The organism is Sphingobacteriaceae bacterium GW460-11-11-14-LB5 (assembly GCA_002151545.1).
In the GTDB taxonomy this organism is placed as follows: Bacteria; Bacteroidota; Bacteroidia; order Sphingobacteriales; family Sphingobacteriaceae; genus Pedobacter.
Genome location: CP021237.1, coordinates 5382184 through 5396484, shown reverse-complemented (window position 1 = coordinate 5396484; position 14301 = coordinate 5382184). Strand labels below are relative to the sequence as shown.

9 protein-coding genes are annotated in these 14301 nt (G+C 39.6%); 5 read left to right on the top strand and 4 right to left on the bottom strand.

The genetic code is table 11. The features are described from left to right. Nucleotides 1-200: 200 nt before the first annotated feature. Nucleotides 201-947 (top strand): DeoR family transcriptional regulator, encoded by a 747-nt coding sequence (locus CA265_21945; GenBank protein ARS42174.1) that lies wholly within the window; start codon nt 201-203, stop codon nt 945-947. A 37-nt stretch (nt 948-984) separates the two neighbouring features. Here CA265_21945 and CA265_21940 read toward each other — a convergent pair whose 3' ends face one another. The 3 genes from CA265_21940 to CA265_21930 all read right to left on the bottom strand — a co-directional run bounded on the left by CA265_21940 (nt 985) and on the right by CA265_21930 (nt 6720). Next, nucleotides 985-2280, bottom strand: coding sequence for a RagB/SusD family protein (locus CA265_21940; protein ID ARS42173.1), 1296 nt, complete (start codon nt 2278-2280; stop codon nt 985-987). 27 nt (nt 2281-2307) lie between these two features. Further along, nucleotides 2308-5409: a SusC/RagA family TonB-linked outer membrane protein gene (locus CA265_21935; protein ID ARS42172.1), complete on the bottom strand. Its 3102-nt coding sequence runs from the start codon at nt 5407-5409 to the stop codon at nt 2308-2310. A gap of 114 nt (nt 5410-5523) precedes the next feature. Continuing rightward, complete coding sequence (locus tag CA265_21930) at nt 5524-6720, bottom strand: anhydro-N-acetylmuramic acid kinase (GenBank protein ARS42171.1); 1197 nt, start codon at nt 6718-6720, stop codon at nt 5524-5526. A 153-nt stretch (nt 6721-6873) separates the two neighbouring features. On the opposite strand from CA265_21930, the gene CA265_21925 reads away from it, so the two are divergent. From CA265_21925 to CA265_21915, 3 genes are all read left to right on the top strand, one after another. Then, nucleotides 6874-8799, top strand: coding sequence for a glucosamine-6-phosphate deaminase (locus tag CA265_21925; GenBank protein ARS42170.1), 1926 nt, complete (start codon nt 6874-6876; stop codon nt 8797-8799). 618 nt (nt 8800-9417) lie between these two features. Beyond that, nucleotides 9418-10578, top strand: coding sequence for a DUF5009 domain-containing protein (locus CA265_21920; protein ID ARS42169.1), 1161 nt, complete (start codon nt 9418-9420; stop codon nt 10576-10578). Nucleotides 10579-10614: 36 nt separating this feature from the next. Beyond that, nucleotides 10615-11637, top strand: coding sequence for a LacI family transcriptional regulator (locus tag CA265_21915; GenBank protein ARS42168.1), 1023 nt, complete (start codon nt 10615-10617; stop codon nt 11635-11637). A 6-nt stretch (nt 11638-11643) separates the two neighbouring features. On the opposite strand, the gene CA265_21910 is transcribed toward CA265_21915, so the two are convergent. Continuing rightward, on the bottom strand, nt 11644-13188 hold the full coding sequence (locus CA265_21910; GenBank protein ARS42167.1) for a glycoside hydrolase: 1545 nt from the start codon (nt 13186-13188) through the stop codon (nt 11644-11646). Nucleotides 13189-13394: 206 nt separating this feature from the next. Between CA265_21910 and CA265_21905 the strand changes: the two genes are divergently transcribed. Beyond that, entirely contained in the window at nt 13395-14297 is a 903-nt protein-coding gene (locus CA265_21905) for a hypothetical protein (protein ID ARS42166.1), read from the top strand. The last annotated feature ends 4 nt before the right edge of the window (nt 14298-14301 follow it).

Sequence of the window (14301 nt, the reverse complement as noted above, 5' to 3'; positions counted from 1 at the left end):
TTTTATTGTTTGCCAAAACACGCATAATAACGCATTTTACTTTAATATTTAGCTAATATCATAAATGTTTTTCAATAAAAAAACATTTAAATAAAGTATATTTAGCTATCACACAAAACATTATTGCATAAACACGCACAAACACGCAAATAATATATTTTTAAAATGTTTTTATACATTCGTAGAAAATCAAATGATTTATGCTGAAAAAAGAACGTCACGATTTCATCATGCGCCAGATTAACCTGCACAACCGGGTGCTAACCTCAGATCTGGTTCAATTGCTTAATGTTTCGGAAGACACGATCAGACGAGACTTGCAGGAACTTGTTGATGATGGCCTACTGTTTAAAGTGCATGGCGGAGCTTTATCTAAATCATATCATAGCTCTTTCGATGATAGTACTGTATATGCAAGAGATAGTAAAATTGTGATTGCAAAAAAAACAATCCGTTTGATCAAAGACGGCATGGTGGTGCTCATTGGCGGAGGCACAACGATCTTAGAATTTGTTAAACAGTTACCACAACACCTGGGCGCCACATTCTTTACCATTAGTCCGCTTGTTGCTGTAGAACTGGCCAAATACAACAATATTGAAGTGATATTAATTGGTGGTCTTTTTTCAAAAAACTCTCAGATAACCTATGGCGGCCATGTAATTAGTCAATTAGCTGAAATTAAGGTCGATTTATGCTTAATGGGTACAAGTGCGATACACCCGGAAGAAGGACTAACTGATACCGATTGGGAAATTAACCAGCTCAAAAAGGCCATGGTAGCCTGCGCGAAAAAAACAGCGGTGCTTTGTATTTCAGAAAAACTAGATATCACATTGAGGCTTAAAGTTTGCCCGATAGAAAATATAAGCTATTTAATCACCGAGTTAGAAGTAGAACACGAATCTTTAGCCGGTTACCGTGCTAAAGAATTGAATATTTTATAAAAAGAGCCCCGATGAAATCGGGGCTCTTTTTATGCTGCTAGAAAGTTGGATCTGCAGGGGTGTTAGTATTGTTATCTCTTTCTGCGAAAGGATAAGGAAAAAAATTACGTTTACGATCGGTTAATGGCTGATTGAACCTTCTCATATCTTCCAGTTTTAGTCCAGACATAAAGAGTTCGATACAACGGTGTTTGTAAATCAGGTCTAACAGCTGTTGCTGTGTATAAGGACCTGTTAGTGCTGGCAATGCCGCACCAACACCAAAAGGATCTGTAGCAGCAGTTTTGGTTACAATCTTATTCAGCTCAGTAAGCGAAGAAGTTAAGTTCGGCGTAGCTTGACGGGCATAGGCCTCTGCCTTAATTAAAGTCATTTCGCCAGGCAGATAAACTGGAATTGGCGCTAAGCTAGCCGCACCAAAACCATTGATACGTACAGTTGTATTAATTGTAGTATAAAATGGAATCCTGGCATCACCTGCATCTGGAATATTCGCGCCAGTTTGCCCTAAGTTTATATTTTTTGGTTGAATAACATTATTAGTAGAGGTAGCAATTTCAAAAATGGGATTGAGATTTTGCGCATCGTAAGTGAACGACGATCTTTTGGTTAGATCAACAGCATTGGCGCTGCTTAATGCAACGGCATAGTTTCCAACAAATAAGGCGTAACGTGCTTTTAATGCATTCAACGTATTCGGAATATCTACTCCTGTAGGAATGTTGCTCAAAAACGAGGTGCTGATTGGATTTGCAGCAATCAAGGCCAAAGCATTATCAATAGTTGCAATAGCTTTATTAAAACCCTCCGTCCTTGTTATAAAAGTTACATTTTGCCCCGTTCCTGCTGGAACTTTTTCCCAAAATTCCGACAAATTACCTAAAGCCAGAGCTTTAAAAATACTGGCATGTGCAATTAAACCCGAAGCCAAACCTTTATCGCCAAGATTAGCCGCATTATTAATCACATTATCTGCATCGTAGATGATTTTATTTGAACTGGTCCAAACATTTAACAATACCGAATTTGCACCATCTACCTGCACTCCGCCTGTCATTAACCGATCTTCATTGGTATTTCCTGTATTAACAGAAATTAACTCATTGGTAGTAATACCATTAACAGTAATTGCAGCATACAGTAGCCCTGCCCTTGTTGTGGAGAAATTCTTCTGAAGGCCAACCGTAACCCCTGTCAAACCTCTCGCGGAAAGGAGCACATCATCTGCCACAGCAGCGTTAGGATTTAAATATTCCTTTTTACAAGCAGCCAGTGAAACGGCCAATGCAAAGAAAAATATGTAGTGAATATATTTTGATCTTGAATTTTTCATCTTAATATGATTTATTTTTTCAATTAATTAGAACTTAGCTTGTAAACCGAAAGAAAACGTTCGTGGAATCGGTACCGCACCAAAATCGATATTTCTTAAAATTGTTGATTGGCCACCTGCATTTAACTCTGGATCATAGCCCTTATAATTATCCCATGAAACCAGGTTTCTACCACTAATATTTATGGTAAGATCTTTAACAAACTTTACCTTTCCAATGTTATAGCTTAAAGAAATCTCTCTCAATTTCACAAAAGATCCGTCGTCAATACGCCATTCTTCTACATTATATGCACCAGCCACGTAACCTCTGGGCAATTGGCCCAGCTGCTCTGCTTCAGCAACCTTGCCATTACCTACACCTTGACGAGTTCTCCAATCCGCATTCCATACATCCCCACCTTGAACAGCATCCAATTGAATGTGTAAGCTTAATTTTTTGTAGGTAAAATCGTTGACAAAAGACCCTGTATAATCTGGGTTCGGATCGCCGATTACTTTACGCAAAACATTACCTGCAGCCTGACCTGCAGTTAAAGGAATACCAGCAGGGTTTGTTGCAATATCTCCGGTGGATGTCCGCTCAAAATATGTCCCATAAAAAACACCAACCGGATAACCATCAGTGATGGAAACAGGTGCGCCAGCATTGGTTGAAATTAATCTCTGTGCACCTGAACCCTCAATTTTATTTCTATTTCTGTTGTAGATCAGGGTCGATGTCCAGCTAAAGTCTTCCGTTTTAACTGGCACACCGGTAAGCATTAACTCGATCCCTTTATTTTTTAAAGTACCGCTGATATTGTCTAACAGACTAGAAAAACCAGTTGTTGGCGCAATTACAACCGGTAATAATAAATCAGTTACGTTTTTATTATAATAACTAAAAGTTAAACCTAAGCGATTGTTAAAAAATGACATATCTGTACCGATTTCAAGCTCTTTCTGGCGCTCTGGTTTTACACCAGTATTAGCCAATGTTGCTAAAGAGGTTAAAGATGTTTTGCTGTTTAGCGCACTTGGTGAATAAATGTTGAAACGATCGTATGCGCCAATCCCTGTTAAATTTCCTGACTGGCCATAAGCGGCTCTTAGTTTGAAAGCATTCCACCATGATGATACACCAAAATCTTTCCAATAATCGGCAGATGACAATACATAACTCACATTAGCCTTAGGATAAAATTGCGTTCTATTGTCTTCCCCAAATACAGTAGATTGATCTACTCTAATGGCTCCAGTTACAAACAAATGGTCTTTATATTTAAAATTTTGTTGTAAATAAGCGCCGCTAATGGAAAATTCTGAACGACTATCAACATTTGCCAAAACAGTACTTGCTCCGTTTACCACCTGAACAAAAGGCGCTAACCCACGTCCGTTTAGCAAACTGTACAGGTCTTTTTGATATTGATAAGAACCACCCAATTGCGTTGTAGAACTTAACAGATCAGATATTTTTGCATCGTAGGTAAAATTTAATTCATTATTAAATAGTGTGGTAGTGGCATTTGCCGCACTCGCATAACCATTTAACGACGGGTCTAAACTAGCTCCGCCACCATAAAAACCCGTACTTACATTATAGGTAAAGGGCGGAATAAATGTTGTTCCGTTTTGAATTGAATTATCAACCCCCATGGTGTAATCGATAGTTAGGTTTTTTACCGGGTTAAGCTTTAAGCCTAAATTGGCAATAATACGATTGGTAAACTGGCGCTGCTTGATATCTTCAATAACAGAAACCGGATTTACACGGCCGCGTTCGCCAACAGCCTGTAAGTTACCAAGTACATCTCTTGCAAAAATGTCGTGAAAATTACCAATAATAGTAACTGAGTTCATTGGTGAAAAGAATGAATTCCCATCTGGTTTTTCGTTGGCATCACTGTGTATATAATTAAAGCCAGCGGTCATTTTAGCCCAGTTATTAATCTTTTGATCCAGGTTTGCCCTGAAGTTCATTCTTTTGAAATCTGTATTCTTTATAATCCCTTGATTTAAAAAATACCCTGCCGAGGTGTAAAACTTGGTATTATCGTTTCCACCTGAAACAGAAACGGAATTATCAGTACCTACACCGGTATGAAAAATATAGTCCTGATAGTTATATCTGGTAACTGGAGTTTTCGCGGTCTGTAAAACAGGAGTGGCACCAGGAGTGGGTGGAACTGTTTGAATAACATCTTGCGTCACAGAGTTCGCATTGTCCCCAAACCGAACAGGCGCCTGGTTTACCTCAATTTGTTTACGAAGCTCGCTGATTGTTAAACTTGTGCTAAAGCTCACTTGCGGCTCGCCGGTTTTACCTCTCTTGGTAAAAATCTGGATTACGCCTGCATTTGCCCTCGATCCGTAGATTGCTGCAGCGGCAGCACCATTTAAAACCTCAATATGATCAATATCAGACGGGCTGATATCCACCATCCGGTTTTGTCCAATACTTCCAACAAAGTTTCCACCATCATAATTGGCTGAGGTATTGGTTACTCTGGTTGTAGAATTGTTTACAATTACACCATCGATGATGTATAGTGGCTCAGAAGATGAGTTAACCGAGCTTACCCCTCTTAAACGAACAGATATCCCTCCTGCCGGATCACCGGAGTTTTGACTAATCTGTGCACCAGGTGTTTTACCTTGTAGTGAGGCCAGGGCATTTCCACTAGGTGCTTTATTTAAATCATCACCCTTTACTGTACTCACATAACTACCGAGCTGTTTACGGGTAGTTCCCTGAGAGGTACCCGTAACAATAACTTCATCCAGCCCCACTGCATCGCCACTTAAAGCACTATTGGCCTGAACGGTGGTATTATCGCCAAGTATTACAGATTCGATATTTGATTTAAAGCCGATAAAAGAAATCTGTATCTGGTATTTACCCGGCGCCAAATCAACCGAAAAGCTATACGTCCCGGATGAACTTGTGCTTGTTACGAGATTGGTATTCATAATTTTTACAACAGCGCCAGGGACAGGACTGTTATTAGAGGCATCGGTAACCTTACCACTTATGGTATACCGTTTGTTTTGTGCCTGTGCCATTCCTGTAAATAAGAGCAGCAGAAATGGGATCAACAAAATCGCGAAGAATCCTGGTGACCATTTTAGGTAACTTTTTTCCATAAAATTTGGTTTTGTTAGAAGATTAGTGTTAAAACAAATTTAACAAAATACCGCACAAACCAAATTTTTAACAGGTACAAACTGCTTTACAATTCGTAAAACGATCATATTTTATTAAGCTGGCAAACTAATTTTACCCATGCAAACCGAGGGTACACCTTGCCTGTTTCCAAAACTGATCGGTTTTCCGCAAAGGGTTTCATTGGCTAACACAGCAAACAAAACAGCCTCTTTTGCATCGGGATTAATATTTAAATCATCAGTGGTTTGGAATTTGCAATAAGGTAGCTTGCTTTGAAGAAGCTGCACCAGTAAAGGATTATGCATTCCGCCGCCACTCATAAAAACCTGTGCTTTAGCATCATCACCAAAACAACGTTTAATTGCATTGGTAGTGGTTTCTGCAGAAAAATGGCATAGGGTAGCCATCACATCTTCCTTACTTAAATTTGTTGTTGAAGACTGTTCTTGTGCGCGGATTAAATATTCCAGATTAAATAGCTCCGGCCCCGTCGTTTTAGGGAAATCTAAATCAAAGAAGCTGCAATTTAACAGCGCAGCCAATAGACTGGAATTAAATTCGCCAGCCAAAGCGACAGCGGCATTTTTATCATAAAATTGATTAAAGTGCTTTTGCATATACTGATCCATCAAGGTATTTCCGGGGCCAACATCCGTCGAAAAAATTTCACTGGCATCGGTACTTCCTGGTAAATAAGTGAAATTTGCTATGCCACCTATATTTAACATCACCCGATCTTCACCGGCTTTCGAAAAGATCAAATAATCGCCATACACAGCCAATGGCGCACCTTCGCCCCCGGCAGCCAAATGTTTTTGCCTAAAATCAGAAAGGGTGATGATTCCAGTCCTTAATGCAATATGATCACCATCACCAATTTGTAAGGTACCATTGGGGTAATCGGCCAGTTGATGCAGAGATTTTGGCGCATGAAAAATCGTTTGGCCGTGGCTGGCAATAAAATCGATAGCTTCATTTTGATAACCCCATTCTTTTAGCGCTTCGTTTATGAGCTGTGCATGGGTATTTGCAATATGTTCGTTCATCAGGCATACCAGCTGTAAGTCGACTTCTTTTTTAGAAAAAACGGCTTTTATTTTGGCCCTGAAATCATCGGAATAATTGCCGGTTTTAAATTCTAAAATTTGGATATCGGTATCGGCACCGCTTCCTTTAACCAAACAAAGCGCAATATCCAGCCCATCCATTGATGTGCCACTCATCAATCCTATAATTAACCGTTCCGATTTCGCTGCTTTCGAATACAACTTTTCAATCTGTGTGTTCATATTGGTTTTTTATCTGAAAAAGATCAAACGTTTGTCTGCCCCTTTAATCGAATTTTATATAAATACTTGCAATAAAAGTAAATAACCTTTGTTACAAATTGGGCATAACTCTCTATATTTACTGCTCCGTACATTAAAATCCATATAAAAAAAATGGCTAGATTAAATCTACTGGAGGAGACACGTTTCGAGAAATTACCGGTAAGCGTGTTCGAAAATCCAAAAATTGCTTCAATTAATGTAGCACACCGCATTGCCGAGCTCATTAAATCAAAACAAGCAAACAACACACCTGCAGTACTGGGCTTAGCAACAGGTGTTACTCCAATTGCAGTTTATGCCGAACTGGTTAGACTGCACAAAGAAGAGGGCTTGAGTTTTAAAAACGTAATTACTTTCAACCTGGATGAATACTATCCAATGGCGCCAACTGCGGCACAAAGTTATGTTACGTTTATGAACGAAAACCTTTTCAATCATATCGACATTGATAAGAAGAACGTTCACATCCCTGATGGCACGCTTGCACTGGAAGACATTCCTGCTTTCTGTCTGGAATACGAAAAAAAAATAGGTGATCTTGGTGGTCTTGATATCCAGATTTTAGGTATCGGTCGTACAGGTCACATCGGATTTAACGAGCCGGGCTCTGCACCAAATTCTGGTACCCGTTTAGTTACCTTAGATGATTTAACCCGTCGTGATGCTGCACGCGATTTCGGTGGAAAAACCTTTGTACCCACAAAAGCCATTACCATGGGTATTGGTACAATTTTCAAAGCAAGGGAAATTATATTAATGGCCTGGAGCCGTAAAAAAGCTTCGATCATCAAAAAAGCAGTTGAAGGCGAAATTTCAGGCGATGTTCCGGCAACTTTCCTTCAGCTTTCTGACCATGTGGAGTTTATCCTTGATGCACCTGCAGCATCAGAATTAACTCGTTTTTACACACCATGGTTGGTTAAAGATTGCGTTTGGACCGATGCCTTGATCCGCAAAGCGGTGATCTGGTTGGCCAACACCTTGAAAAAACCGATCTTAAAATTAACGGAAGACGATTACAACAATAATGGTATGGCGCAACTGGCAACTGAAAAAGGACCAGTGTACAATATCAATATTCATATTTTCAATAAATTACAGCACACCATTACCGGCTGGCCAGGTGGCAAACCGAACGCTGATGATTCTCAACGTCCGGAAAGAGCAGAACCAGCGAAGAAGAGAGTCATTATTTTCTCTCCTCACCCTGATGATGATGTGATCTCGATGGGCGGTACTTTTCTCCGCCTGGTTGACCAGGGACATGATGTACATGTCGCTTACCAAACTTCAGGTAATACCGCAGTTTGGGATGACGATGCATTGCGTTTTGTGGAGTTCAATGTAGATTTCACAGAGAAAATGGGCATGGACAATACGCACTTAAAGGATCTTTATAACAAAATGAGAGCCTTTATTGAGCAGAAAAAACCAAACCAGATTGATACTCCAGAGATCCAAACAGTTAAAGGACTGATCAGAAAAGGTGAAGCTATTGCCGGCGCAAGATATTGCGGTCTTGAAGATGATCATATCCATTTCCAGGCACTTCCTTTCTACGAAAGTGGAAAGGTTCAGAAAAACCCGGTAACTGATGCGGATATCGAACTTACAATAGAATTATTACAAAAAGTTAAACCTCAACAGGTTTATGCAGCAGGCGATTTTGAAGATCCACACGGAACGCATATTGTTTGTTTCAATATTATTTTAGAAGCATTAAAGCGCTTACGTAAAACCGAAGCCTGGGCACAAGATTGCTGGTTGTGGATGTACCGTGGTGCATGGCACGAATTTGAAACGCATGAAATCGAAATGGCCGTTCCAATTTCGCCACAAGAGCTTGAGCGTAAAAAATATGCTATTTTCAAACACCAGAGCCAAAAAGACCGGGCAGTTTTCCCTGGTGATGATTCAAGGGAATTCTGGCAACGTGCCGAAGACCGTAATCGCGATACAGCAAAAGCTTACGATGAGCTTGGCCTTGCAGAATACGAAGCAATGGAAGCTTTTGTACGTTGGAAATTTGAAGATTAATTAAAAAAGAAAATAAATAGTAATCCTGCTTCGTTCATTCGAAGCAGGTTTTTTTTTGCCCTCGAGGTTTAGCCTCGACAAATGGTCATGCCGAGCATAGCGAAGCATCTCAAGAAAGTCTTATCGTCTCGACTGAAGAGTAACGAAATGGAGATATCTATATGCTGAAAAAAGCAACTCTTTTTTGGAAAGCAGTGCCTGTACTACATCGGTCTCGCTAGTCCTGCCCTTTGCTTAATCCCGATAAAAAACGATAAAAACAAATTAATCTTAAATCGGGATAACGCTGTCGGTCAGGTTTATTGAACATAGGACTTTGCTATGATGATCCAAATTTTTCGTAAGAGAATCAGGTTTCAATGAGGTTTTCCGAGTCGTTGTATGGCAAAAAGCAGCATTCTCCTCTGTTGTCATGCTGGGCTTAGCGAAGCATCTGTAACGATAAACCACAAAAGTTAATCAGACAAAACTCATCGACACCATATGGCAACTTTGCAAAAGATCCTTCACTTTGTTCAGGATGAAAAAGCATCTTCCCAAACTTAGTAGTGATCCAATTATTTCTCATTCTAAAAACAATACTCTAAATTAGTTTGCTGAACCCCAAACAAACTAGCCATGACCGAACCTAAACAACGTTTACTATCTCTTGATTTTTTCAGGGGGTTAACCGTAGCCGCAATGATCTTAGTGAACAATCCGGGCAGCTGGGGGCATATTTACGCACCTTTAGAGCATGCGGAATGGAATGGATGTACACCCACCGATTTAATTTTCCCATTCTTTTTATGGATTGTTGGTGTATCCATTGCGTTTGCCATGAGCAGCAGCAAAACAGACCCAACCACCCATCAAAAAACAATCATAAAAGCCATTAAACGTGGCATTATACTTTATTTACTCGGGTTTTTCCTGGCCATTTTCGGGAAAATCATCAGCGCCATAATAGATGGCAGATCTATCTGGGAGGCTTTTCAAACAGTAAGGCTTTTGGGTGTTTTACAAAGAATCGGCATAGTTTTCATCATCAGCAGTATCATTTTCATCAAGGTATCTAACAAAACGATATTCAAAACATTAATTGTAATACTTGCTGTTTATTGGGCCTTAATGACCTTTATTCCGGTTCCTGGGGTGGGTTACCCAAACCTCGAAAAAGAAACCAACCTGGCCGCCTGGATCGACCGCGGAATTTTAACCGAAGCACATACCTGGGCATCATCTAAAACTTGGGATCCGGAGGGCATTCTAAGTACATTACCTGCAATAGGAACCTGCTTATTTGGCATTCTGGTTGGTGTTTGGATGCGCAGAAAGGATGTAGACAATCCAACTAAGGTGGCCTGGTTATTCACGACCGGCATAACCTCGGTAATTTTAGGTTTGCTTTGGGATTTACAATTCCCGATTAACAAAGCCCTGTGGACAAGCTCATATGTACTCTATGCAGGTGGGTTGGCTTCTATAGGCTTGGCACTTTGTTACTGGATCATCGATGTTCAGGGTTATAAAAAATTCACCACTCCATTTGTTGTTTATGGTGTAAATGCCATAACCGTTTTTTTCTTAGCAGGATTAATGCCCCGGGTATTAAATCTCATCCAGATTACCAAACCTGACGGTACAAAAACAGGACTATTAGTCCGATTTTACGAAACCTGCTATACTCCGTTTTTTAGTCCCATAAATGCCTCCTTAGTTTGGGCCATAACCTATGTGCTCGGTTTTTATGTTTTGTTATATTTTATGTATAAAAAGAACATTATTATTAAGGTTTAGTAAATTTACGCTAGAATTGATTGTCCCCCTCTGCAATTGAAAAAGAAAACCACCATATATGATATAGCAAAGGAGCTTGATATTACAGTATCAACTGTTTCAAGGGCGCTTAGCGGGTTTCCGGCGATAAGTGATACGACCAGAAAGGCTGTTGTTGAAATGGCTAAAAAATTAAATTATAGCCCGAATAAACTCGCATCTGCATTAAAATCTGGTAAAACCCATATCATTGGTGTAATTGTGCCCAGTGTACAGGCACATTTTTTTGCATCTATCATCCATTGTATAGAAGATGGCCTGAAAGACAGCGGCTATCGCGTTATTATCTATCAATCCAACGAATCTGTAGAGAACGAAATAAATGGTGTAAAAACCTTGCTGGAGGCGCAGGTAGACGGCATTATGGCCTCCATGTCTTTAGAAACAGAGAATGTTTCGCACTTTGCCGAAATTATTAAACAAAATAAACCCCTTATACTATTCGATCGTGTAAACGTAGCATTAAAAGTCCCTACCATTACGCTTGATGATTTCAAGGCAGGTTATATCGCTACGAAACATTTAATCGATCAGGGCTATAAAAAAATTGCATTTGTAACCACCGTTCATCAGATTAAAATATTTAACGATCGGTTAGAAGGGTACAAAGCCGCTTTAGCAGACCATCATCTTCCACTAATAGAAGAGCATATTATTTTCGGAGGTTTATCCATTAAAGATGGTCGGTTTGGTGCGGGCAAGTTAATGCGCAGCAGAAACAAACCCGATGCTATTATTGCAGGTGATGATTTTACGGCACTGGGCGTAATTAAAAAACTTAAAGAGATTGATGAAACACCGCCTGAAGTTGGCGTAATTGGTTTCGCCAATGAGGCGTTCTCCGCTTACATTACACCTAACCTGTCAACCATTGATCAGCATGCACCACAAATGGGCAAAGAATGCGCTAAAATGTTTCTGAAAATGATTAATCAGGAGAGCCCATACGCCAATATGGAACATATTGTGCTCGATCCAGCTGTTGTGGAAAGAGAATCGACCAATAAAAAGGATGAATAAAGCCTGTTACTCCTTCGCTAACGGGACCTCAATGCCAACAGGCCCGCTAGGTTCACTTTCATTTTTTAACCGGTCTAGCGCCGTTACCAGATAGCTATACCGCTTTCCACTTTCTACACTGGTATCAATAAATGAAAGATAATCTTCAAAGCTTATTTTAACAATATTCTTCGGGTCGAGAATCGAGATTTTCTCTCCTTCACTAAACCGGTAAATTACAAATCCCGAAGCCGTTTCTCCATCTTTTGCCTTTAACGGAAGTTGCCATTTTAAATGTACACCATCTTTTAACGCATCAGCCGTTAAAGCCTGAGGCTCATTTGGCGGCACCTCATCCAGCCATGGCATTTGTGGCGGTAAAGCAGGGTATTTATAAAAATCGTTCTTTAGCGAATCGCCAACGGCCTTAGCAACCGTACTTAACGATTTGGAACTAAAAAACACGCTACCCTGAATCCGGTTGTTATTTCTGATGTATCTAATCTGATTGGGTATTTCATTTAGGTTTTTCCATGCGGCTTCTGCCCTCGAATTAACCAGGTAAGCACCTTGTCCGATATAAACATGCCTGCCAAAAGTGTTATTGCTCCACCAATCAACTAAAATGCCATAAGGTGCTACTCTTCTGGTAAACGTAAAATAAATCTGAGGATTGATGTAATCTACCCAGCCTTCCCTCACCCATTTACGGCTATCGGCAAAAAGTTCTGCGTAATTGGATAAACCACTGGTAGCAGAACCTTCCGGATCTTCATACTTATTTTTCCAGATGCCAAACGGGCTGATGCCAAATTTCACCCATTTTTTATAATGGTGAATACTATCATCTAACTGTTTGATCAGCAAGTCGACATTATTGCGCCTCCAATCTTTAATGTCAGAAATATTATTGGGGTATTTATAAAAAGTATTGCCATCGTTAATGGTCTGCCCTTCTACTTTATAAGGGTAAAAATAATCGTCGAAGTGAATACCATCAATATCATATCCCTTTACCACATCTAAAATTACCTGAACAATATATTCTCTTACATCTGGAATACCCGGATCAAACTGCTTTTTGCCACCATAGGTAAAAAACCAATCGGGATGTTTACGATAAGCATGGTTTTCACTCAAAACAGCCGTACTGCTCATACTGGCCCTGTAAGGATTAAACCAGGCGTGAAGTTCCATTCCCCTGAAATGGGCTTCTTTAATGGCAAAGGCCAAAGGATCGTAACCGGGGGCAGGTGCTAAACCTTGTTTACCCATTAACCATTGGCTCCAGGGCTCTCTTGATTTTGCGTAAAATGCATCAGCTGCCGGTCTAACCTGCAAAATAATTGCATTCATTCCCTGGCTTTTATGTCTTTCTAAAATACCAATCAGCTCCTGCTTTTGCTGATCAATGCTTAAACCTGGCTTCGATGGCCAGTCGATATTGGTAACAGTAGCCACCCAAACACCTCTAAACTCCCTTTTTGGTGCAATTTTTGATAAAGGTTGTGCATTTAATATATAAGGTACTACAGTTAAAGATAAAAGTGCGTATAGGAAGTTTTTAAGCATTATTTCTGTCTTATTTTTTATTCAGGTTGTGTGTTTATGTTGATTTGAATACAAATGAACATTAGCAAGTAAACGATTTTTTTTAAAAACTCTTATAAGTTTATTAAAAATTTTAATTTGCGCCCTGCTAAAATTAATTGTGTACACCCATTTACCTATGGACAACAAAAGTATATTAATTTACAGAAGATACAGCGTTATTAAAAATGGAACCACAAAAGATTAATAAGGGTGATAGAAACAAAATTTACTTCCTGGTCATCGTTATTGCAGCTTTAATTGGCACAAATGCTTACTTGTTTTTTAAAGACCGACAGCAAAGTGAGCGATTTGTTACTGTTAGTGCAGAGAAGGATAAACTAAGGCTTGAGGTAGAAAAGATTGAGGTTGAGCTGGATAAGGTTAATGCTTTAAACCTCGATTTAAATGAGAAACTTGTTGAAGAACAGAAGCTTGCCCGTGTAAAAATTGAAGAACTTAAAACGGCTTTAGAGAAAAGCCAGATTACCCAGGGCGAACTCGACAAAGCCAATGCACAGATTAATGAGCTGAAAACATTTGTAAAAAACTACAATGATCAGATTATTCAGTTGCAGAAAGACAATATTTTTCTGAAAAATAGTCGCGATAGCTTACAGAATACCCTAAGAAACATCAGCAATAAGGCATCGAACTTAGAGAACGAAAATTCCAATCTAAATGCAAAAGTTAAAACCGCAGCAGCCTTAAAACTTCAATCGGCCGAAATTATTGCTTTCAGAACCAAATCAAGCGGTAAAAAAGTCGAAGTAACTAAATCATCTACTGCAGAGAAGTTAAGTGTACGCTTTAATGTGGTGCCTAACCAGTTAGCAGAAAAAGGACATCACAACATTTATCTTCGGGTATTCGATCCGGCAGGGAATTTACTTGCCGACGAGGGAAACCATTTTGAGGCTGATGGGCAGGATATGCAGTTCAGCCATTCTATTTTTATAAACTACAATAACGATGACAGCACCTATGTTATCGACTGGGCAAATCCTAAGCCATTTATAAAGGGCATATATACCGTAATTTTATATGCTGACGGTAATACCATGGGTAAGGCTCAAGTGGAGCTGAGATAAACCC